The sequence below is a fragment of the Paraburkholderia sp. BCC1885 genome (assembly GCF_900996235.1).
Classification (GTDB): Bacteria; Pseudomonadota; Gammaproteobacteria; order Burkholderiales; family Burkholderiaceae; genus Paraburkholderia.
Genome location: NZ_CAAJGM010000235.1, coordinates 1 through 22,796, shown reverse-complemented (window position 1 = coordinate 22,796; position 22,796 = coordinate 1). Strand labels below are relative to the sequence as shown.

General features: G+C 59.0%; 19 protein-coding genes. 9 read left to right on the top strand and 10 right to left on the bottom strand.

What is annotated here, in order from left to right; all coding sequences use genetic code 11:
- Nucleotides 1–330: 330 nt before the first annotated feature.
- Nucleotides 331–1,287 carry a helix-turn-helix domain-containing protein gene (locus FQ755_RS29865; RefSeq protein ID WP_144159495.1) on the bottom strand — a complete coding sequence of 319 codons (957 nt, stop codon included), beginning with the start codon at nucleotides 1,285–1,287 and terminating at the stop codon, nucleotides 331–333.
- 97 nt (nucleotides 1,288–1,384) lie between these two features.
- Between FQ755_RS29865 and FQ755_RS29860 the strand changes: the two genes are divergently transcribed.
- Nucleotides 1,385–2,629 carry a DUF1479 domain-containing protein gene (locus FQ755_RS29860; protein ID WP_144159492.1) on the top strand — a complete coding sequence of 415 codons (1,245 nt, stop codon included), beginning with the start codon at nucleotides 1,385–1,387 and terminating at the stop codon, nucleotides 2,627–2,629.
- 115 nt (nucleotides 2,630–2,744) lie between these two features.
- On the opposite strand, the gene FQ755_RS29855 is transcribed toward FQ755_RS29860, so the two are convergent.
- Complete coding sequence (locus FQ755_RS29855; RefSeq protein ID WP_144159489.1) at nucleotides 2,745–4,325, bottom strand: DHA2 family efflux MFS transporter permease subunit; 1,581 nt, start codon at nucleotides 4,323–4,325, stop codon at nucleotides 2,745–2,747.
- Nucleotides 4,326–4,787: 462 nt separating this feature from the next.
- Here FQ755_RS29855 and FQ755_RS29850 point away from each other — a divergent pair, with 462 nt between their 5' ends.
- Nucleotides 4,788–5,117: a GFA family protein gene (locus FQ755_RS29850; RefSeq protein ID WP_260858920.1), complete on the top strand. Its 330-nt coding sequence runs from the start codon at nucleotides 4,788–4,790 to the stop codon at nucleotides 5,115–5,117.
- A gap of 21 nt (nucleotides 5,118–5,138) precedes the next feature.
- Here the strand turns inward: FQ755_RS29850 and FQ755_RS29845 are convergent, their stop codons facing one another.
- The gene (locus FQ755_RS29845; protein WP_144159486.1) at nucleotides 5,139–6,050 is read right to left on the bottom strand and encodes a CHAD domain-containing protein; all 912 of its coding nucleotides are present in this window, start codon (nucleotides 6,048–6,050) and stop codon (nucleotides 5,139–5,141) included.
- A gap of 243 nt (nucleotides 6,051–6,293) precedes the next feature.
- On the opposite strand from FQ755_RS29845, the gene FQ755_RS29840 reads away from it, so the two are divergent.
- Nucleotides 6,294–6,662, top strand: coding sequence for an NUDIX hydrolase (locus FQ755_RS29840; RefSeq protein WP_144159507.1), 369 nt, complete (start codon nucleotides 6,294–6,296; stop codon nucleotides 6,660–6,662).
- 57 nt (nucleotides 6,663–6,719) lie between these two features.
- Here the strand turns inward: FQ755_RS29840 and FQ755_RS29835 are convergent, their stop codons facing one another.
- The 3 genes from FQ755_RS29835 to FQ755_RS29825 all read right to left on the bottom strand — a co-directional run bounded on the left by FQ755_RS29835 (nucleotide 6,720) and on the right by FQ755_RS29825 (nucleotide 10,902).
- Nucleotides 6,720–8,321, bottom strand: a complete 1,602-nt coding sequence (locus FQ755_RS29835) for a methyl-accepting chemotaxis protein (protein WP_144159483.1) — start codon at nucleotides 8,319–8,321, stop codon at nucleotides 6,720–6,722.
- 351 nt (nucleotides 8,322–8,672) lie between these two features.
- The gene (locus FQ755_RS29830) at nucleotides 8,673–9,257 is read right to left on the bottom strand and encodes an ankyrin repeat domain-containing protein (RefSeq protein ID WP_260858919.1); all 585 of its coding nucleotides are present in this window, start codon (nucleotides 9,255–9,257) and stop codon (nucleotides 8,673–8,675) included.
- A gap of 154 nt (nucleotides 9,258–9,411) precedes the next feature.
- Entirely contained in the window at nucleotides 9,412–10,902 is a 1,491-nt protein-coding gene (locus tag FQ755_RS29825; protein ID WP_260858922.1) for a catalase, read from the bottom strand.
- A gap of 479 nt (nucleotides 10,903–11,381) precedes the next feature.
- On the opposite strand from FQ755_RS29825, the gene FQ755_RS29820 reads away from it, so the two are divergent.
- From FQ755_RS29820 to tatA, 3 genes are all read left to right on the top strand, one after another.
- Entirely contained in the window at nucleotides 11,382–12,638 is a 1,257-nt protein-coding gene (locus FQ755_RS29820; protein WP_144159504.1) for an oxalate decarboxylase family bicupin, read from the top strand.
- 144 nt (nucleotides 12,639–12,782) lie between these two features.
- Nucleotides 12,783–14,087 (top strand): Nramp family divalent metal transporter, encoded by a 1,305-nt coding sequence (locus tag FQ755_RS29815; RefSeq protein ID WP_144159474.1) that lies wholly within the window; start codon nucleotides 12,783–12,785, stop codon nucleotides 14,085–14,087.
- A gap of 55 nt (nucleotides 14,088–14,142) precedes the next feature.
- A complete protein-coding gene (tatA, locus tag FQ755_RS29810) occupies nucleotides 14,143–14,397 on the top strand; it encodes a Sec-independent protein translocase subunit TatA (RefSeq protein ID WP_144159471.1) in 255 nt (84 codons plus the stop codon).
- Between the two features lie 24 nt (nucleotides 14,398–14,421).
- Here tatA and FQ755_RS29805 read toward each other — a convergent pair whose 3' ends face one another.
- The 4 genes from FQ755_RS29805 to FQ755_RS29790 all read right to left on the bottom strand — a co-directional run bounded on the left by FQ755_RS29805 (nucleotide 14,422) and on the right by FQ755_RS29790 (nucleotide 19,239).
- The gene (locus FQ755_RS29805; RefSeq protein ID WP_260858918.1) at nucleotides 14,422–15,396 is read right to left on the bottom strand and encodes a LysR family transcriptional regulator; all 975 of its coding nucleotides are present in this window, start codon (nucleotides 15,394–15,396) and stop codon (nucleotides 14,422–14,424) included.
- Between the two features lie 50 nt (nucleotides 15,397–15,446).
- Nucleotides 15,447–17,909 (bottom strand): ATP-binding protein, encoded by a 2,463-nt coding sequence (locus tag FQ755_RS29800; RefSeq protein WP_144159468.1) that lies wholly within the window; start codon nucleotides 17,907–17,909, stop codon nucleotides 15,447–15,449.
- Entirely contained in the window at nucleotides 17,906–18,319 is a 414-nt protein-coding gene (locus FQ755_RS29795) for a response regulator (protein ID WP_144159465.1), read from the bottom strand. Before FQ755_RS29795 ends, FQ755_RS29800 begins: the two co-directional genes overlap by 4 nt.
- A 179-nt stretch (nucleotides 18,320–18,498) precedes the next feature.
- Nucleotides 18,499–19,239 (bottom strand): response regulator, encoded by a 741-nt coding sequence (locus FQ755_RS29790; RefSeq protein ID WP_144159462.1) that lies wholly within the window; start codon nucleotides 19,237–19,239, stop codon nucleotides 18,499–18,501.
- Nucleotides 19,240–19,503: 264 nt separating this feature from the next.
- Between FQ755_RS29790 and FQ755_RS29785 the strand changes: the two genes are divergently transcribed.
- The 3 genes from FQ755_RS29785 to FQ755_RS29775 all read left to right on the top strand — a co-directional run.
- On the top strand, nucleotides 19,504–20,397 hold the full coding sequence (locus FQ755_RS29785; protein WP_260858917.1) for an SDR family NAD(P)-dependent oxidoreductase: 894 nt from the start codon (nucleotides 19,504–19,506) through the stop codon (nucleotides 20,395–20,397).
- Nucleotides 20,398–20,464: 67 nt separating this feature from the next.
- On the top strand, nucleotides 20,465–20,857 hold the full coding sequence (locus FQ755_RS29780; RefSeq protein ID WP_144159459.1) for a DUF3022 domain-containing protein: 393 nt from the start codon (nucleotides 20,465–20,467) through the stop codon (nucleotides 20,855–20,857).
- Nucleotides 20,858–21,181: 324 nt separating this feature from the next.
- Nucleotides 21,182–22,796 (top strand): ATP-binding protein (locus FQ755_RS29775; protein ID WP_144159456.1); only part of this gene is annotated, 1,615 nt, incomplete at its 3' end.

Sequence of the window (22,796 nt, the reverse complement as noted above, 5' to 3'; positions counted from 1 at the left end):
TCTGTCGGACAAGACCCCGGATGAAGCTTATTTCGCGATGCTGCCCGCGATTACATTGGCAGCGTGACCGCCCAGCGTTCCACTTAAAAATCGAAAAAACTGTCCGAACGAACGGGGCCACCTCTGGTCGAGATGTATCCGGTCAACGTGTACACGTTCCATGGACCGGGGCCCAGATACTTTTCCCTTTCCACCGAAGCAAATGCCGCCTGGATTCTCGGGTCTGTGCTCGCTCCCTTGGCTGTTACGTATCGCGCATAAAAGGCGCGAAGCACTTCTATGTTCGTCATCAGCGGTTTCTCCGTGTGGGGACAGAGCCATCGTAGCAGGTCAGGCAATCGATTTCACTAACCGCCGATTCCGTTGCAAAGACGGCGAGCGCTCGGTGATCCGCGAATTCGTGTCAGCCTCCGCCTTGTCACCGCCCGCAAACTGTTTGCGGTAGGCAATGGGCGTCAATCCCTTCAATGCCTTGAACTGCCGGTTGAAGTTGGCGACGTTCGGAAATCCGGAGCGGGCTGCAATAACCGAAACCGGGCCGGACGTATGCGCAAGCATCCGGCATGCATGTCCCATTCTGACCCGGGCGATATAGCGTCCAACGCTCTCTCCAATATGCTGCTCGAAGTATCTGGCGAGCGAGCGCTCCGACACGCTGGCTGCTTCGCAAAGTTCCGATAGCCGCAATGGCTCGGAAAAGCGTAAATCGATCATGGCGAGCACACGGTTGATACGCTCGGGCTCGTGGCCGGACGGCCCCTCCGTGCGGCCGCTAAACGCGGTGGGCGAAGCGAGGGGTTCGCCGGGCGCATCCGCTAGCGCACACAAGACATTCAATGCTACGGCGAGCCGTTTGCGTGGTTCGCTGGACAGGAGATCGTCGACCTGAGCGTCCATCGCCTTGGCCACTTTCGGCTCGAAGGCCAGTCCGCAGGCCGCCCTGCGTAGCAGGTTGCGCAACGGCGCGTATTCCGGACATACATCGGCCAGACGCCGCGCCCAATCACCGCCGAACCAAATTACGATGGCGACCTGAGGCAATGCTGGGTCGATCGAGCGATTCGACGCCCACGTATGAGGAAGATTGGGCGGCACCAGCACGAGGTCTTCATCCGCGTAATCTGAAATGGAATCACCGATATAGCGCTTGCCGTGACTGTTCAGCGTCAGGGTTAGTTCGTATTCCGGATGATGGTGCCATTCAAAAGGAATGCGCGGCAAACGCCGGTGGTAAACCCGAATCGAACAGTTATCGCCAAAGTTCACACGCTCGTATGCTGGCTTCATGGCAGATACCGCAAAGTAATTGTCTGGATCGTATCACTCTTATGGGCATGCGCGGCCTATCCTGCGGACATGACAGAACCCCACAAGGAGACAACTCATGGCACTCAAAGTTGACGATTTGCCCGCAGCCATCCGGCACGCCAAGCAGGAGCTTCGCGAACGGCTGCCTAACTATCGGGACGTCTTCGCCGAAGTGGATGAAGCCGTCCGCGCCGAAGCGAAGCGGATCGCAGCGCAGCGGAATCGCGGCGAAAATGTGATCCCCGAAATCCAGTTCTCGGCGATTGCCGAACAACGCGTGACAGCGGAACAGATCGCGCTCGTCAAAACGCGCGGTGCGTGCGTGATCCGTAATGTATTCGACCGCTCGCTGGTGGAAGGCTGGGACCGCGATATCGCCGCTTACGTCGAACGCAACGATCTGGATACGCGCCTGAAAACCCGCGCCGAAGACAAATACTTTGGTCAGTTGGCCTCGAGCAAGCCGCAGATCTACGGCGTGTATTGGTCGAAACCGCAGGTCCTCGCGCGTCAGGCGCCGTCGCTGACGGCGGCTCGCGTATTCCTGAACCGTTTGTGGCGTAGTGAGAGCGAAGGCCGGGTTCATTTTGATCCGGAACATGTCCCGGCCTACGCGGACCGCTTGCGCCGGCGCCCGCCTGGCTCCGAATCTCTCGGCTTGTCCGCTCATTGCGACGGGGGTTCGGTCGAGCGGTGGATCGAAGAAAATTTCCGCAAAGTGTACCGGCATGTGTTCAGCGGCAACTGGCGGCAATACGATCCTTTTGACGCTGCGTTCCGGCCGGACGTCGAGGAGATCGCGTCGCCAGCTGTGTGCTCGATGTTCCGCACGTTTCAGGGTTGGACTGCGCTGACGCCGCAAGGGCCGGGAGACGGCACGCTGCAACTCGTGCCGATTGCCAATGCGATGGTCTACATCCTGCTCCGCGCGCTTCAGGACGACGTGGCCGACGACGATCTGTGTGGCGCAATGCCCGGCCGCGCCCTGTCCATCAAGCCGGAGTTTCACGCTCCGCTGTTCGACGCGCTGTCGTCGATACCGCACATGCAGGCGGGCGACACGGTGTTCTGGCACAGCGATGTGATTCACGCAGTGGAAGACGCGCACCGCGGCGCAGGCTACAGCAACGTGATGTATATCGCCTCGGCGCCGGCATGCGCCAAGAACGACGAATACCTCAAGCGTCAACTGCCCAGCTTTCTTGAAGGCAAGAGCCCACCCGACTTTCCGACTGACCATTTCGAAGTCGACTTCATCGGACGGGCCACGCCCGACGATCTGACGCCGCTCGGCAAGTCGCAGCTCGGCTTCGAAGTTTAGGCAACCTGACGACTGGCGCACGTCCATCGCGGCGCGCGCATTTACTATGTATCTGCTGATTCAGGAGCGCGCGGACGTGAGTGGGTGCGGTTGTGTTTCTAATGCCGCCGCTACCTCAATGCGCCGCTGAAGCCTCTGCCGAGTCCCCGCCCTTGGCTGGACGCGTAATCCAGATGAGCGGGATGATCAGAATGAAGATAAACGTGGATGCGTAAAAGAAATCGTCGAGACCCATGACTGCCGCCTGGTTCGCGACCATCGAGTCGAATGACGCGTAAGCCGATCCCACCCCCAGATGAAATTGCGCTTGCCATGCGGCGATGGTCTGGTTGAAAAGCGGATTGTCGATGCTCGCCTGCTCGGTGAGCCGTATGTGATGCAAAACCGTCCGATGGTTCCAGACAGAGCCGGCGATGGACGTACCGACAGCGCCGCAGAAAATGCGCGCGAAATTCGACAACCCTGCCGCAGCGGGGATGCGCTCGGGAGGCAAACCGGAAAGAATGATGGACACCAGCGGAACGAACCAAAGCACAGTGGGAATACCTTGCAGCAAGGTAGGTATCACCAGATGCCATGCGTCCACCGTGCTGAGATACTGCGTGCGCATGAAGAAAACACCAGACAGCCCCACGAACGCAACCGACACTAGCACCCGCGCATCGAACCATTGAAGCAGGCGCCCGATAAAGGGAGAAAGCAAAACCGTGAAGATACCGACTGGCGCCGTGACAAGGCCGGCATCATAAGCCCGGTAGCCCAGATACTCCTGCATCCACTGCGGCAGCAGCACAAGATTGCCGAAGTAAAGCGCGTAGGAAACGGAAATCGCAATGGTGCCGCTGCTGAAATTTCGCAGTGCGAAGAGTCGGAGATCGACAACTGGATGCGCCTCCGTCAATTCCCACACAAGAAAGAATGCAAAGCTGACGAGCGCAATCAACGCCAAAGCAACGATGAAAGACGACGCGAACCAGTCAAGATCCCTCCCCTTGTCGAGCATCACCTGAAGCGACCCGACCCATGTCACGAGCAGCGCAAGCCCTACCCCGTCGATAGGCAGTTTCTTCGTCGGCGTTTCGCGCTTTCGATAAATGGCCCAGGTGGCGCCGGCCGCGATAAATCCGACGGGAATGTTGACGTAGAAAATCCAGGACCAGCTGTAGTTGTCGGTGATCCAGCCGCCAAGCACCGGCCCGGCGATCGGGCCGACGGTGGCTGTCATCGCCCAGAGCGCCAACGCCATGTTGGCTCGCGCCTTGGGATAGGAACTGAGCAGGACTGCCTGGGACAACGGAATAAGCGGCCCGGCCACGAGGCCCTGTAGCACCCGCGCGCCCAGCAGGAACGGCAGGTCCGGTGCGATGCCGCAGAGCCACGACGCGAAAACGAACATCAGAATCGCGCCCACGAAAAGCCGGATCTGACCGATCTGTTGCGTGAGCCACCCCGTCAACGGAATGGACACGGCATTGGCGGCGGCGAAGATCGTGATGACCCAGGTTCCCTCATCGACCGACACCCCGAGGTTGCCTGAAAGGTTGGGCACTGCCACGTTTGCAATCGACGTGTCCAGCACGGTCATGAAGGTCGCGAGCGCCACCACGATCGTGGCGATCACCAACTGGCCGCCCTGCAGTGGGGGATGCTGGACCGCAGCGGCAGGAGATGCGGATGGCGTTGATTCCTGCGTCATAGGCTATGTTTTGGGGCTCGTTATCGCGTGAACGGAGTCGGTTGCATTGGCGCGGGACGCACTACGGAAGCTATCGCGCCTATGTCACGGTGTCTGTCGATCGGGACGGCCGCAGCCTGTGGGGCCGGTGCTGGCGGACATATTATTAAATGCTTACACCATAATGTGCCTGAAATGCGGTGCTTTTGCCAACAATTTCGACCATGGAACGCCTCGGGCTTTCCCTTAAACCGTCATTGGTCACGCAAAGCCAATTTTTTGCAAAGGTAAGATTAAGATTCCGCGGATTTCGTTAGATGCCCGCACGCGAACAAGACAGGGTCTAATGCCGGGTTATGTCAAAGCATTGGCACCAGATGCGTACACCACCGGGGCCACGGAGCACACGTAAGATGACAGAAACGAATCGAACCGCCAGTTGCGCTTGCGGCCAACTCACAGCAACGACATCGGCTGCCCCGCTTGGCGTCTGTTTGCCACTGCCTGGATTGTCAGCGCAGAACGGGTAGCGTATTCGCGGCACAGGCGCGATTTCCCGCCAGATCGGTGGCCGTTGCAGGCACCTCAAACACATTCATTCGCGTAGGCGACGGCGGAAGCAAGAGCACGTTCCATTTCTGCCCCACTTGCGGTGCTACGGTGTACTACACCAACGAGGAACGTGAAGACAACATCATCGTCACCGTCGGGGCATTCGCAGACCCCGCATTTCCTGCCCCCAGCTTCTCCGTCTACGAAGAACGCATGCACGCCTGGGTTCAGATGCCCCCGGGTATCGAGCACATGGATTAGCCAGCGCCACAACCACGCCCCTCACCGCGCCATAGCCCGCACTCGCCGCGACGCTGCCCGCATGCGCCGGCACTTCTGTTCCTGCAACCACTGCAGCGATTCCTCCACGACCTCGACCGGCACCTCGCTGAATGACGCATTGCGAATCAAGGCGTCGCTTGCGGCGATATCGTTGAACTGTCCCAGCTTATTCTGCACGGACGTCAATTCCTTGATGGTGCGATCGTGTCCGCCTTTGATGACCGGCTGAAAGAACTCCAGCAGATACCGCAGCTTTTTGCCCGCCTTTCGAACGTCGTGGAGGTCATCCTCGTAGGCGGTCTTGCCGCGCGCCGCACGCCTGCTGCGCTTTTGAAGCGTCCGTTGCGCCAGACGGACGCGCTGTTTGGCGAACGCCCGAATGGGCAGATCGCCGCAACGCGATTGCAGCGTGGTTTGCGCACATAGCAGCGCGTCGCTTAAGAAAGTCTCGACGTCGGCGCTTTTGATAATTGTCTGACTATCCACTACCGCCTGCGAACGCTTCGCGCGCGCCGCCGCCACTAACGGTTCGATCGACGCGCCCGACTCCCGGGCATCTTCAAGAAGGCTACCTGCGATGTCCCAATCGCGCGTCCCGCCGGCTACCGCGGCAAGACGCCTGAATTCTGCGGTGGCGTGCGCGGTTGCTTCTTCCCCGAGATACGGCGAATACGCCCAGTACAAAGCACGCAGTTTTCTAAAAGCAACCCGAAGTTGATGAAACCCCTCGGCATCGCTTTCTGTCGATAATGCCTGCGCTCTTTGTACGGCCTCGGCGACCACGGGCGTCGCCAGTGCCGAGAAGGTACTGGCAATGGAACTCGTTTTGGAGAGTGATGGACCGGGCAGCCGCCGGTCGAACTTGAAGCGAGGGTTTGGCCGTGGCAACGGCCAGTCACCATCCAGATCCATTTCAGCCTCAGAGTGGACAAAAATATACTTGGCCCCGACCTTACCACACTGTTTTTCGCGTGCCATCATTTGTGTGACGGTTTGATGAAACCCGTCTCGAAGTGTGGCGCGTGTACCGCGCTCAATTCGCGGCGTTGCCGAGGCTCCGCTGTTCTATATTAGGATGCCTGGATACGTCGATCTCCGTCCGACACGCTGGCGCATCGAATGCGCCTCGAAAATACCTGGAACTGGGAGTCCGGTTTGAAAAAACGCGCCACCGTGATCTGTCGCAGAGGTAAGCGAATTCTCCTGGTCACACGTCGCCAGTCGAAATGGGCTTTGCCAGGCGGAATACTGAAGCGTGGGGAACAGCTCCCGGACGCCGCGCTTCGGGAACTCAAGGAAGAAACGCGGCTTTCGGGGAAATCGGCCAAGTACCTCTTCGACGTGCGTGGCAAGCAGAAACACCATCACGTGTTCTCCTGCGAAATCGCCAGCCGCGCCAAGGCTCGCCCAAGCAACGAAATATCCAGGTGCCGCTGGGTTCACCTCGATGACATCGCGAGCCTCATGACCAGCGGCCCGACCACCGATATCGTCAAGCTCATGAGTCAGCGGCGCAGGAAGTAGGCGGTTATCTCGGCGGCGGCGTGCTGTCGAACGCGCGCAACGCCGCGCGCCGGCCGCTCACGCTGCATCGTGAAGCGCACTATTTGCCGCATCCCCAACGCGAAACACCGCAACCGCTCCGTGCAGCGCGTGCGCCTGCTCCGTTAATGTCGTGGCCGCTGCGGCCGCTTCTTCGACCAGCGTCGCATTCTGCAAGGTGGCGTCGTCGATGTGCGCAATGGCGCGCCCCACCTGCTCGATGCCGTCGTTCTGCACATCCGAAGCCTCGGATATCTCGCCCATGATCTGGTTGACCTGGCGTACCGCACGCAAGATTTCATCCATCGTCGTGCCGGCCTGACGCACCTTTTCCGAACCATCATGCACGCGATGCACCGAATCTTCGATCAGCACCTTGATCTCCTTCGCCGCAGTCGCCGCGCGTTGCGCCAGTGATCGTACTTCAGTTGCGACCACCGCGAAGCCCCGGCCTTGCGTACCCGCGCGCGCTGCCTCGACGGCCGCGTTGAGCGCGAGAATATTAGTCTGAAATGCGATGCCCTCGATCACGGAGATGATGTCGCCGATCCGCGCCGATGCGCTCGAGATGCCGTCCATTGTCGCCACCACCTCGCGCATGCTATCGCTACCACGCGCGGCTACGTTTTCCGCCGTGGTGGCGAGGCCGCTCGCTTCCTTGGCGCTCGAAGTATTCTGCCGCACCGTGTCGGTCAACTGCTCCATCGAGGCGGAGGTCTGCTCGATCGAGGCGGATTGCGATTCCGTGCGGCTCGACAGATTCGCGTTGCCGTTCGAGATTTGCAGGCTCGCGCTTAGCACGCTATCTGCATGCATACGCACACCTTCGACGACCTCGCGCAGCGCGTTGCGCATGCGATCCATTGTCGCGAGGATGCTATCCGTGTCACCGGGCCGCACACGCACCGCGTGGACCAGCGAGCCTTCGCGGATCGCATCGGCGAACTGGCGCACTTCATCGGGCTCACCGCCTAACACCTTGGTGATATAGCGCGTGATGAGCCACGCGATCACTGCACCGATCGCGATTGCCGCAACAGTAAGCGCGACCATCAGCAATTCGAATGTGCGCCCCACACCGCGCGCCGCCTGAGCCTGGATCTGATTCAGCTTTTCTTCCAGATCGATGAAGCGGTTGACGTCGTTCAGCCATTCGACAAACGCTGGCGCAGCCGCGTCGAGCACAACCTGCTGCGCGCCGGCCTGATCGCCTGACTCGCGCCTCGCCAGCACGTCGGCAATCAGCGGCGTCGTGCGTGCTTCGTCGCTTTTGATTTTTGCAAGAATGGCGCGCTCTTCGTCGGAGGCCTTGGCGAGATTCGCGACCATCGCATCGAGCGGCGTTGCCGCCTGTTGATAATCGGCATTCAGCGCGCCGATGTGATCCGCGACACTGGCCACCCGGTCTGGCGGTACCAGCACTGCATCGCGCACCGCAATGGCCCGATCGTGGACGCTGCCGCGAAACGCAATGGCGTAGGTTTCCTTGACACTGTTGACGTCATTGATCGTCGCGAGACTCGCGTTGATCATGTTGACGCGGACGATGCCGACCACAGTCAGCGCAATGAGGACTAGCAGCACGAGTGCAAAGCCGCTTGCGACGCGCGTACCGGTACGGACATTCTTCAGCATGGACATTCCCCGACTCCTGCTATCGTAATATTTGATCGCATAGTTACATACTATTTCGAACGATGGGAAATGCATATCCTCAATCGCGCCAATTAGCGGCGTCTATGACCATGCGTTAGTGCGCCCAGTATCTGCCGACGTCGACGGATTGTCGAAAGTATTCCTGCGACGGCGAAGCGCTCTGACGGTCAGGTGCTCCGATACCTAAAAATTGTTCTGGATTTAATTTGGTTTCCTAACAATATCGTCGTCCATAGCTGGCTGTGGATCTACCTTTAGCTTCGAACTCACATCCTCCGCTAGCAACGCCCAGCGCGGGTTCAGCATCGTCTCGGACCTAGCGTTCGTTCACGATAGCTATCGTGAGGCCCCAACGCGATTCAAAGCATCGACAGCCTCATGATTTCCCTGCATCGTCGCCATTCTCAGCGCCGTGCCGCCTCGTGCATCGACATGATTCGGATTCGCACCGCGTGCGACGAGTTCAGGCAGCAGATCGAGTCGCCCGAATAGCGCCGCAAACGATAGCGCGGTTTCGCCAGCGTTGTTGGTCTGATCGATGCTGCATGATGTCGTCATCAGACGGCGTGCAATGGCTAGCTCGCCTTTAAAAATTGCGCCCATCAATGCTGTGTTGCCGTTGCGGTCACCCAGGCAAGGATTTGCGCCGTGGCCCAGCAGGAATTCCATTGCCTGCGGCTCTTCATCGTATGCCGCAAGAATCAACCCGGTATAGCCCTGTGACGTCGTGCCGTCGATCGGATAGCCCGCATCCAGCAGCGCTTGCAATATGTCCGTTCGACCGAGTCTGGCCGCGGCAAACCAGTCGTCATCGTAATGATGAATGTCCTGTATCGCCGCGCCTTGTTGCGGTGAATGAAGCACCGGCGCCGGACTGCACGCGGCCGTCAGCAGCACAAACGCCGCAAGCGTTGCGGCCATGACCGCACTCAAGCGAATCCGCATTAGGTGAACCTGCATTGTGTTTGACCTGCAGTCGGTAAAGCAGCGCGAATCGATGGCGATTCGCGCTGCATACACGGGACAGCGACGTCATCGTGCAAGAAAACGTCGCGACGTGATGCCAGGAAACAGATCAGTTGTCGCCAAGCGCGGCCGCCCTGGTTTTAACCTGCGAGAGATCCGCATGTGTTGCGGCGGCCAGCCTGCTTCCATAATCCGCATCGGCTTTGTAGAAATACGACAGCATGGTGTACTTGTTGTCGTCGTTCGTCACGTGATTCAGGTCTGCCGAGAGCGCCGTTACGAGATCGGCTTTTTCCTGGCTCGACAGCGACTCGTAATACTCGCCGGCCTGCCGGAAGTTCAGCGTCTTGTGGATCGCGGCCTGTTGGGTGGTGCCCTTCAGCGGCGTCTGCACGTATTTGTATTTCGGATCCTGCGCGATCTCGTTGAGCGTCGAGGGCTCGTAATTCACTTCGCCCTTGCGGTCCCCGGAGTTCATCGCACCGTCCTGGTTGTTGTTGACCACCGGCACACGAGGGCGGTTGATCGGCAGGTCGTTGAAGTTGGGACCGAGCCGGTACATCTGCGTATCCGCATATGAGAACATGCGTCCCTGCAGCATGCGGTCCTCGGAAGGTTCGATGCCCGGCACCATGCGCGACGGCGCAAACGCCGATTCTTCGGTAGTCTCGAAGTAGTTGTCCGGCACGCGGTTTAACGTTAGCGTGCCGATCTTGCGCTCAGGCACAGTCGTCCATACCTTCGTGTCGTCGAGTGCGTCATAGTCGAACTTGTCGAGATCTTCTGGCTTCAGCACCTGGATATACAGGTCCCACTTCGGATCGTCACCGCGCTTGAGCGCGCTGTACAGGTCGTTCGACATCAGGTTCCAGTCTTTGCCGATCGAACCCGGCAAGTCCTGCGGACGAATGCCATGAATGCCCTGCTCGCTCTTCCAGTGGAATTTCACGTAGTGCACTTCGCCCTGTGCATTGACGAACTTGAACGCGTGTACACCGAAACCATCCATATGCCGGTATGAGTCCGGCATACCTTCGTCCGAATACAGATGCGTCAGCATGTTTGTCGCTTCAGGCGTATGCGCAAAGAAGTCGAACGCAAGGTTCGCATCCTGCACGCCCGTCACGGCGCTCGGCTTGTTCGCGTGCACAAAGTCCGGAAACTTGATAGCGTCACGAATGAAAAAAATCGGCCAGTTGATGCCAACCAGATCCCAGTTACCCTGCCCGGTATAGAACTTCGTGGCAAAACCACGCGGGTCACGCGCCTGCTCGGGCGATCCCCGATAACCCATCACGGTCGAGAAGCGCACGAAGACCGGCGTATGCGTGCCGGGTATGAAGACCTTCGCCATCGTCAGATCGGAGATATCGGTATCGGCGACGAATTCGCCGTAAGCGCCCGTGCCGCGCGCATGTACAACGCGCTCAGGGATGCGCTCGCGATCGAAACGCTGCAGTTTCTCGACCAGTTGCGAGTCTTGCAGCAAGGTGGGGCCTTCCGGTCCTGCGGTCTGCGAGTTCTCGTTGTCTCCGACCGGCGAACCGTTATCGCGAGTCATGTCACCTGCATACACGGTTGCCGATACGACGAGCGCCATAGTGGCAGATGCATATCGCAACGATCTGTTTTTTGTCATTTTCATGCTGCTTACTCCGTTGAAAGATCCGTCTCCTGGAACTGGAACGAATGCTATTCAACTGATGAATCTATTCCCAATGGAAATTCCGCATCGGCGGCATAGCGGTACTCAATGATGGATCTCGTTTACTTTGCGAATGTCGGCTCTCCCAGCTGCGAGCAATCGTGTGCCTCGCGTTTCAGCGTGGTTGTATCCAGCCTGAGAACAGGCGTACATTAAAAGATCTTCATCCAGTCATCTTCAACTTTCAGGTTCGCGCAGCGCCCAATTTAAAAAGCAATACGCGCCTAAAACGATAAGTGCCCGCTTATCGTTTCGTTCCAAAAAATTGACTGTTTTATCCCAAACCACGCCCCTAACATTCCGACTCAAGGTGTCCGGCAAATTCTGCCTGTCACCCGAAACTTCTTCAGCCTCAAACACGAAAGGGAATGAGCATGACAGATCTGTCGAGACGGAAAATGTTGGTGGGCGCTGCGGCATCGGCTGCAGCACTTGGCGTGGCAGCTACAGCAAAGGCGGCATCGTTTGGCAATCCTGATCGACCGCCGGAAGGCCAGATCAACGCGAAAAGTCCGACCAGCCTGAACGATCCGGGTCCGCAAAACCCGGTGCTAGCCGGACAATTTCCGTCGTTCCAGAATCCGCCTCCGACCGACGTCAACGGCATGCCGCTCTTCTGGTCGTCGTTCAACAACTCTCCTAAGCGCTTTCAGAACGGTGGCTGGGCGCGTCAGGTGACGCAAGAAGACTTCGCGATCTCCGAGGACATTTCGGGCGTGAACATGCGCCTTGCGGCAAACGGTATCCGCGAAATGCACTGGCATCAACAAGCCGAGTGGGCCATCATGCTCGACGGCAAGTGCCGCATCACCATCCTCGACGAACAGGGCCGCCCGCAAGTAGCCGACGTCAAGACGGGTGACCTCTGGTATTTCCCGCCGGGCCTGCCGCACTCGCTGCAAGGTCTCGGGCCGAGCGGCGCGGAATTCCTGATTGCCTTCGATAACGGCGCGGCATCCGAATTCAATACGCTGCTGCTGACCGACTGGATTGCACACACGCCGCCGGATGTGCTGGCCGCGAACTTCGACGTGCCGGCCGACGCATTCAAGGACATTCCCGTCGACAACCTGTGGATTTTCCAGGGTGAAGATCCCGGTACGCTGACCGATGCGCAAGGCGCGGTCAAAACCCATCTCGGCCTGCCGACCCATCCGTTTGTCTTTTCGCTGGGCGATTTGCCGCCGACGAAGCAAACCAGGGGCGGCATGGTGCAGATCGCCGACAGCCGCAATTTCAACGCATCCACTACCGTTGCAGCCGCACTGGTGACCGTCAAGCCGGGGGGCATGCGTGAATTGCACTGGCATCCAAATGCAGACGAATGGCAGTACTACATAAAAGGTGAAGCGCGCATGACCGTCTTCGACACCGGTCCGAAGGCGGCTACCGCCGACTTCCGCGCAGGCGACATCGGCTATGTGAAGAAGAGCCTCGGTCACTATGTGCAGAACACCGGCAACACCGATCTGGTCTTCCTTGAAATCTTCAAGTCCGACCACTTCGCCGAAGTCTCGTTGTCCGACTGGCTCACGCACACCCCACCGAAGATGGTCATGGAGCATCTGAACATCTCCGCGGAAACGCTGGCGCAGTTCCCGCGCAACCGGCCTGACGTATTGCCGGCCTGAGCACACACGCCATTGCTCTACCCCACCACTGGCCCGCGATGAGGTCAATCCGGGCCAGTGGCCAGGCCGGCAGAAACGGCATTGCGATGACTATCGCGTCCCGTCCGCCGTTGCGTCATATCTCGATGGGTCCATGTCCACAAGATGTTTCCACTTCTCAAGCTGATTCGAGCGAACGCCGCGTCGATGTCCGGTGCGACGCAACAGACTGAACTCGCCGCACGCGACGCGCTGACGGGACGGCGCAATGGCGTCCGCGCTTTTTTGCCATTTGTCGGTCCCGCTGTGATTGCTTCGGTCGGCTATATGGACCCGGGCAATTTCGCCACCAATATTCAGGCCGGCTCGTCGACGGGCTACCAGTTGTTATGGGTAGTAGTGTTGGCCAACATCGTCGCGATGCTGTTCCAGGCCATGTCAGCGAAACTCGGCATTGTGACGGGGAGCAATCTGGCCGAACTGTGCCGCGAACAGTTTCCCAAGCCCGTTGTGATGGTTATGTGGTACGGCGCAGAACTCGCTGCAATGGCGACTGACATTGCTGAATTTCTCGGCGGCGCCCTGGGCGTGTCACTGCTGTTTCACGTTTCGCTTCTTTGCGGCATGGCGGTCACCGGCGTCGTGACAATGGCGATTCTGCTATTCGACCGCGGCGGGTTCCGGCCGCTTGAACTCATCATCGCTACGCTCGTCGCGGTGATCGGGCTCAGCTACGTCTGTGAGTTGTTTATCGCACCACCTGACTGGCATGCTGCGCTGATCGGCAGCATCCTGCCGCGCCTGCACGGCAACAATGACATCACGCTCGCCGTGGGCATCATCGGCGCGACGATCATGCCGCACACGTTGTTTCTGCATTCGGGTCTCACGCAGAATCGCACCCCCGCCCGCAACGACGAGGAACGGCGCCGCCTGCTATGGTTTTCCAATCGCGAAGTGCTGATTGCGCTCGGCATAGCCGGATTCGTCAATCTGGCCATGGTGATGATGTCGGCAAGCGTGTTGCCGCGTTCCGCAAGCGGCATTTCCGATATCAGCGTTGCTTATCACGCCCTCGTTCCGCTGCTTGGAATCGGCGCTGCAACGGTGTTCCTGATATCGCTGATGGCGTCCGGCATGTCGAGCTCGGTGGTGGGCACGATGGCAGGACAGGTCATCATGCAAGGCTTCGTCAAGTTCGAAATTCCGGTGTGGACGCGCCGTATCTTCACCATGGCGCCTGCGTTCGTAATCGGCATGCACTTCAATACCGTCGACGCTATGGTGATCAGTCAGGTAGCGTTGAGCTTCTTCCTGCCTGTACCGCTCGTTGCGCTTGTCGTGCTGTCGTCGCGACGCAGTGTCATGGGGAAATTCGTCGCCGGAAAGAGCACGGTCATCGTGGCCGGCCTTGCGACCATCCTGATCGTCCTGCTAAACGTCGACCTACTTAAACAGGCGTTATTCTAGGCATCTTTCATTTCCGCCTCATTCATCAATTAACCCTTACTAAGGAAACCTGATCATGGGTTCGATAAGTATCTGGCATTGGCTGATTGTTGCCTTGATCGTCTCGCTCGTCTTTGGCACCAAAAAACTGCGCACGGTAGGCGGCGATCTCGGCACGGCCATTCGCGGCTTCAAGGATGCGGTCAATACCGAAACGTCCACGGGACCTCGATCGGCTGAAATATCGAGCACGGAAGATTCGAAAGCGGACGCAGTGGATGCGGCATACGCAGCCGGCATTGCGTCGCTGCATCCGCAGGAGGGCCGCTAAGACGGCGGCGCCCCATGCATGCGTTCAGGCATGCACGCTATCCATCGCGGTCGCGTGCATCCGTTGGTCTTCGAGCAGAAACGACTTGAATGCCTCGGCAACCGGCGCCAGTTGCTTGTCCGCCCACTGCACCACATGCCACATGCGAACCACTGGAAAATCGATCACATTGAGCACGGCCAGCAGGCCGGCGCGCAATTCAAGCGTCACGGTATGCGCCGACAGGAAACTAATGCCCATTCCCGACGATACTGCCTGCTTGATGGCTTCCGTGTTGCCTATCTCGATCGGATCATGCAACTCCAGTTGCCCATCGAATGCGTGCTGCATCGCCTCCCACGTGTCCGAGCCACGCTCGCGTACCACGAATCGCTCATCCTTCAGATCGGCCAGGCTAACGTATTCCTTGCCGACCAGCGGATGTGACGGCGCGGCGACCATCAAAAAGGCATGGGGTGCAAAGGGCGTACTGACAAAGCGAGGCTGCGGCGGCGGACTCGCCATAATGGCGAGATCGATACGATTTTCTTCAAGGCGGCGGATCAATGTGGCGCGATTCTCCACCGTCAAATCCAGTTTGACGCCAACGTGCTTGTTCGAAAACTCGCTCAATAATTGCGGAAAGAGATAGCCGCCCGCACTGATCACACCAATGCTTAAGCTGCCACCCGCCGCGCCGCGGATTTTCGCCAAGGTTTCTTCCGCCTCGCGAAAGCAATGGATGATGGCACGACTGTGATACAGCATCTCGCGGCCGGCTGGCGTCAGATAGATTTTCTTGCCGAGCTGCTCGAACAACGCAACGCCCGCGTGTTCCTCAAGATGTTTGATCTGGGTTGAAACGGCCGGCGGGGAAAGATTTAACTCGATCGCTGCTCGCGAAAAGCTCAGCCGGCGCGCGACGGCCTCGAAGGTCTTTAGTTGACGCAGAGTGGCATTCTTCACGGTAACCTGCACATGGCGATGAAGTGAGCGGTCAACACGCCGATCACGATACACGTATCGTAATCCGACTCCGCATGCGGTCCGGTTACATCTGTAGTGCGGCGTTATTTCGCCGGATGGTTCAAGACACGATGCAGTGCCAAGGCGAGCGCATTCGAGCGCAGCGGCTTTCGTAGCAGCATCGCCGCGCCGGCTTCGGTTGCTTGCGCTTCCAGGACCGGATGGCTGTAGCCACTACACAGAATCACCGGCAATTGCGGGCGCGTCGCACGAATGCGCTCCGTCAGTTCGAGCCCTGTCATGTCCGGCATGGTCTGATCCGTTACGACAACGTCGAAGCGATTCGGGTCCGCTTCAAATGCCTGTAGCGCGGCAACGCTGGAATGAAAACCCACCGGTTCGTAGCCGAGATCGGCAAGTACGTCCTCGGCCAGGCTCACCAGCATTTTTTCGTCATCCACTATCAACACCACTTGACCGCTTCCGTGCGGCAACCTCTCTGCGACGCCCTGCGTAATGGGCGGCGGCGCGTCAGTTGCAGGAAGGAAAATTTCGAAACGAGTGCCTTCGCCTACAACCGTGTGGACATCGATCGCTCCGCCATAATCGCCTACGATGCCATCCACGAGTGACAGACCTAGCCCTGTGCCGTCTCCCGTCCTGCGAGTGGTAAAAAACGGATTGAAGATGCGTTCAAGCACATGCGGCTGAATTCCGACGCCAGAGTCGTCCACGACGAGGCGTACATAGTCGCCCGGCTGCATGACGCCATTGGCGAGCACCGTTGTCGACGTGACCTGAATGTCTTCGAGCGTGACGCTTAGCGTCCCGCCTTCCTCCATCGCGAGGATCGCATTGCTGCAAAGATTCATCACGACCTGGTGAAGGTGCGTCTCATCGCCAGCAATGTATGTATCGCTTGCGCCCAATGAAACCTGCAATTCGATGTTAGCCGGCAAGCGCGCTTCCAGCAGCTCGATCGTTTCCTTTACAACCGGCAATACCTGCACCGGCACGCGCGCGGCCATGCCGCTTCGGCTGAAGGTCAGAATGCGTTCGATCAAAGTGCGCGCCCGATTGCCCGCGTTTATCACCTGTCCCACGTAACGATGCTCGGCGCTGCCGGCATCAAGCGATTCGTAGGCACGCTCGCCGTAGCCGAGAATCGCGCCAAGAATATTGTTGAAGTCGTGCGCGATGCCGCCTGCAAATGTCCCCAACGCTTCGAGCTTCTGCGATTGCCTGCGCCGCTCTTCGAGTTGCATCCGCTCCCGTTCGATTTCGCGGCGCAGCGTAGTGTCTTCTACAGTTCCCACCAGCATATCCTCACGCTGCAGCACACCTTGTTGTGCCGGCCGCTCAACGGCCGACACCCGCGCCATGCTCAAATCGGCCCAGACAATGTGCCCATCACGATGAACATAGCGTTTCTCAAAGCGCGTAGAGCCGCTTGCGTCGGCAAAGAGTTGCGCGATATGGCGACGCTGCGCGGCCCTATCTTCGTGATGCGTGATATCGAACGCGTTAATCTTTTCGAGTTCATTCGACGTATAGCCCACCATGCGCTGAAACGCCGGATTAGTGGCGACGTATTGACCGTCCGCGCTCAGCACAATCACTCCTATCGGTGCGTTTTCGAATACGGCTCGCCAGCGCCGCTCGCTTAGGCGGAGTTGCTCGTTGACATCCTCTAACCGACGCATCTGCCCGATCAGCGCAAAAGCGAGAAGCATGACAAACAGCGAGATCGACCCAGTGCGAACGAGCGCGTTGATCGACGTGGTCCGCCAATCCGCCAGCGCCACGGACTCGTCCCGCAAGACGATCACCTGCAGCGGGAAACCCGGCACCGGCCGAATCGCGAACAATGCGCGCTCGTGTTGTGGAGTGGCGGCGAATTCGACAATCGGGCTGCCATGGTTGCGCAGCAGCCGGATTGCCGCTCCCTGCCCCAGGTCGATACGCCGGTAGAAATCGCGGAAATAATCTTCTTCCACGAGTGCCCGCGCAACGCCGACAAAACGTCCTTGCGCGTCCTGCAAACGGATCGCCACGGCGAAGGTCGGTTTGCCGTCCGTGAGACTTTCCAGCGGCTCGCTGACTACCACTGCGTTACCGGTCGCCTTCCTGAGGCTTTGGAAATACTCGCGACTGCTAATGTTTGGACTTGCGGCGATGGAAGATGAACTGGACGCGGCCACGCGCGCGCCGTTTTCATCCGCGATCGTGACGTCGCGAATCTGCGGCAAGCCGTCGATTTCGCGCCGAAGAAACGCGGCGCGTTCCTCCGGCGTCGCCTGTCGATTGCGCGAATCCCGTTCCCACACCGACGTGCGTCGCAGGATCAGTTCGACTTCCTGTAGCGATCGCGCGGATTGCTCGGCAAGCGCGCTCGCAAGGCTCGACATTTCGCGCTGATTGTCCGCAAGCGCGAGCCTGCGGTCGCGCCAGCTATCCCAGCCTGACGCTACCCACAGCAGCAACACGATTGACGCTGCGGCTATTCCGACCGTCCAGTACAGGCGGGGTCCACTGACGATGCGGCGTGGCCGTTGCGCATCGATCATGGTTCTGGCGCTCTTGCCGGGATCTCGCGCAACCAGTCGCCCCCAAACAGTTCGTGAACCGCGGAGACAAGCTGGTCGCAGCTAAACGGCTTGGCCAGCACCTTGGCGACGCCAAGCTGCTTCGCCATTTCAGCTCCCGTCCCGGGCCCTTGCTGAAAATACCCTGAGACAGCAATGATGAAGGCCGACGGATAACGCGCGCTCAATTGACCCAGCATTCCGGGGGCGACAATCCGGGGCGAATTCAGGTCCGCCACGATGCAACCCACTGTCTCGGGATCGTCGATGCGCAGCGACCTTAGTACCTTCGGGTGATACACGTCATAGCCGGCATCCGCGAGCCACATTGCAACCAGCTCGCGCATCGCCGGATCTTCATCCAGAACCAAAATGTCCTTCCCCATCACCATTTTCTGGGCCCTCGTCACGGCATGAACGACGCCGACGTTTGCCGACTATCGTTTCACCATTAGAGGCCAGGCCGATTGCCGAACGGTTTCGCTTTAGCCGATTTTTGTTTCATCTGAAACAACGAGCCATACAGAGTGAAATAATCGACAACGTTCGCTTTGCCCGAAACAGAGGTCATCTAAAGCACGGCCGCACTCAATCGCTCGACGGCTACAGCAAAGGAGTAGCCGGCGCCCCGTTCGGTCTTGATGAACCGCGGATTCGACGGGGCCGCTTCGATTTTCCGCCGCAGACGCAGAATCTGCACATCGATGGAGCGGTCGAATACATCGTCGTACAGGCGGCTCGTCTCCAGCAACTGCTCGCGTGAGAGCACCCGGCCCGGCGACGCGAGAAAGGCGTTCAAAAGCGAGAATTCGCCATTGGTCAGATCAATGCGCGTACCTTCGGGTGAAGTCAATTTTCGCGTACCGACATTCAGCTCCCATCCTGCGAAGCGATACGCGCGCACGTCCGACTGCCGGCCGGTCACTGTCTGCGATGCGGCCGAGCGGCGTAGCAAGGCGCGGATTCGGGCGAGCAGTTCTCTGGCACTAAAGGGTTTGGTCAGGTAGTCGTCGGCGCCCAATTCCAGCGCCATGACACGGTCTGCTTCTTCGAGCCTGCCCGACACGACAATAACCGGGAGCGTCGATTGATCACGCACGCGTCGGGCGATGTGCATACCATCCTCGCCGGGCATCCGCAGATCGAGTACGATCAGATCGATGGCATGCTCAAGCAGCGCTGCCGTCAGTTCCTTACCGTTGGCCGCGACCGTCACGCGCATATCATGATCCCGCAGGTACTCGGAGATGAGCGTTCTGATGGCCGGATCATCATCCACCACCAGAATATGGGGAGGATTTTCGTTACTCATGCGCGGCGCTCCTTAAGCCATTCAAGACGCACCTGGACGTCTCTTGATCAGGGATCGTCCCTGTTCGTTGTCATAGTCCGTCATCGTACTTTTATGTTGCAAGCCGCATGATTAATTATTGTTCATCTTGCTGCGGGGTAAATGATAAGGACCTGGTGTGGGGGCCGGCGTGCCATTTAAGCGGTTGCCCTGCGCCGTTGAAGCGGGGTTGTTTGGGCATGCCCCTTGCGTAGCCGCAATGAGTCAATCTCACCAGGAATCGGCATGAACGCATCCACATCATCGATGACCGAAAAACGTAGCGGACGGCTGCAAGGCAAGCTCGCGCTGGTCACGGGCGCCGCGCGCGGCATTGGCCGCTCGGTTGCCGTGGCATTTGCACGGGAAGGGGCGAGTGTCATCGGTCTGGACATCGGCCGCCGGGCAAGCGAAGTCCAGTGCTATGTCATTCCGACCCAGGCCGATCTGGAAGAAACCGGACGCCTCGTCGTGCAGGCGGGAGGACAGTGGCGCCAGGAGCTTGCCGATATCCGCGATTACGCACGGCTGCAGGAGATCGTCGCAGCAGTCGAGCAGTACCTGGGACCCGTTTCGATCCTCGCGGCAATCGCCGGTATTCAGTCGTTCAAACCATTGCTGCAACTCGAGCACGCGGACTGGCAGGACCAATTGGACATCAATCTTACCGGCACGCTGAATTGCATCCGGGCGGTGGCGCCGTCGATGTCCGCGCAGCGCTATGGCCGGATCATCGTGACTTCTTCGACGCAGGGACGCCACGGCATGCGCGATGGCGCGGCCTACTCGGCATCGAAATGGGCACTACTTGGCTTGATGAAGTCGGCTGCACTGGAGTTCGGCGAATTCGGCATCACGGTGAACGCCGTTATTCCCGGGCTGATCGATACTGAACTGACGCGTAACGAAAGCCGCTACACTCAGGCTCTGAAAGAGGCGAAAGGCGGCAAAATTCCCGAGCCGCCGCTCGAACCCAAAGTGATTGAAGCGCTCACCCAAAAGACGCCGCTGGGCGTCCCCTGGATCAGCCCCGACGACGTGGCGCCGGCCTACGTGTACCTTGCGTCGGACGACGCGCAAATGGTGACGGGCGCAGCGTTCGACGTCACGGGCGGCGACAGCGCCCACAATGCCGCGTGAAAACGCCCCGCGCGACGCGTCACGGTACGCGGTTTGCTTGCAGTATGGCAAGCCAACTGGAGGAACCATGGATCAGCCTGAACGACAACAACGTATTGAGGAACTTGAGCTTGCCGTAGCCGGTATCTTCGAGTCCCCCAAAGCGCCCACCATCAGCGTGACGGACGAAGAGTCGGTTCTTTACCTGCAGATTTCATGGGTGATCAAAAGCGATGCAGATACGACGCTCGATTCGCGCTGCGTATGCACCATTCGCTTCACAGGCGCGCAGATAGACCGCTATGCAGCCATGGACACCGCGCAAAGACTGCATGTTCAGCAGCGTCTAAAGGAACTCGCCCGCGAGCGCTTTGCCGCGGCGAATGCCGCTGGCTCGCTACAGGACGACTGCGCGCTCGAATTCGCAGCTGGCGATGACCTGCTCGATGTGCCCGATGAGCCGAACGTCGAGAAATATTGAGGACGATTGAGGGCCTCAACGCCTTAGTTCGAAAATTCGCTCAATAGCGCGTTAAATGACGCGTCAAATCGCGCGGCGGCGCGAGCGTTACCTGATTGGCGCGTCTCAGGTAAAAGTTGCTCCCCAGGCGCCACCGCACTGACGATCGGGCTCAGTAATGCGGCTTCAAACCCGCTGAATACCAAAAGCCCCGTACAATCCTCCATGGCAGGCCGTTGACGTGCTGCCGGTCACGACCTGATTCGCCGTTGTCCCACCGCGCTCCGTGCAGCCGTTTTCATGACAGCGATTGAACACCGCCCTTTCCCCGCGTGACCTCATGCCATGAACAGCAACCAAGCGACCGCACAAACGGACGAACTCGCCAGGCGTCCAGCGAGGCCTGCGGATCACGCCGCCGAAAATAGCGTGCTGCTCAGGCTTGCTCGCGCACAATCGGGATCGCGCGAGCAGCTCTTGCAGGAAATCGCCAATGCTGCCCTGTCCCTCTGCCAGGCGGGCAGTTCCGGCATCAGCCTTATCGAAGAGGTCGGCGCTCACAAGCAGTTTCGCTGGCTGGCGGTAGCGGGATCGTGCGTCGGCCTGCAAGGTAAAACGACCGCCTGGCAGGAATGTCCGTGCCGCCTCGCCGTAGAATCCGCGGCGCCGCAATTGTTCGTTCGGCCTCAAGACCGTTTTGCAAGCCTGCGGTTTCCTGGCGTGGACATCAGCGAAGGACTTGTCGTTCCCATTCCGACCGAGCTTGACCTCGTCGGTGCGATATGGGTCATGTCCCATACATCGACGCGCCTGTTTGATCTCGAAGACGTCCGCCTGCTCTCCGACCTCGCAATTTCAGCCGGCGCCGCGCTGACCACGGTGGACGCCCGCGATACAGGAGAAGAAAGCGAGCGCCGTCATAGCGAATTCATCGCCATGCTCGGGCACGAACTGAGAAACCCCATGGCGCCTATCGACAGCGCCGTCGGCGCTGCCATGAAACTCTGCGCCGACAACGACAAGGCAGTCGAGGTCTTAACCGTCGCGCAACGCCAGATGAGGCATCTGCGAACTTTGGTCGACGACCTGCTCGACGCCGCGCGGCTCAAACATGGCAAGCTCGCCATCAAGCATACCGATACCACCCTCAACGACATTGCCTTCGATGCGGTGACCGCAGTCAAGCATCACATTCAGTCACGGCGGCATTCACTTACTTTAAGTGGACTCGAAAAACCCGTACCTGTGCGGGCGGATCACATCAGACTCAGCCAGGTCCTGGGTAATCTGCTCTCGAATGCCGCGAAATACACCCCGGTGGGCGGAACAATCGAACTCGCGGTAAAGATAGTTGCTGAGGACAACGAAGCGGAAGCGCGAGAAGTCGTCGTCATAGAAGTGAGCGACAACGGAATTGGCATCGACAGCGCGGTCCAGCCCCACGTCTTCGAGCTTTTCGCCCAGTCGGCGCGGGGCAATGCGAGGTCTGAAGGAGGATTGGGCATCGGTCTCGCCGTGGCCAAGCGAATGGTTGAACTGCACGATGGAACCATTGCGCTGCAAAGCGAAGGAAGCGGACGGGGCACGTCGATCACACTGCGTTTGCCGATATTACGTTCGCTCACCGACCCGGCGCTGGCAACCGGGACCGACGAACCCTCCGTTACGGCGCCCATCCGTCTGCTGCTGGTGGACGATAATGTGGACGCGTTGCAGTCGCTGGGTATGCTGATGGAACTCGAAGGGCATCAGGTCACCATGTGCGACAACGGCTATGAAGCAGTGCGCCGGATCAAGGAGGCGTTACCCGATGTCGCCATCATCGACGTGGGCATAGAGGTGGCCCCGTTCGTTCGGACAGTTTTTTCGATTTTTAAGTGGAACGCTGGGCGGTCACGCTGCCAATGTAATCGCGGGCAGCATCGCGAAATAAGCTTCATCCGGGGTCTTGTCCGACAGA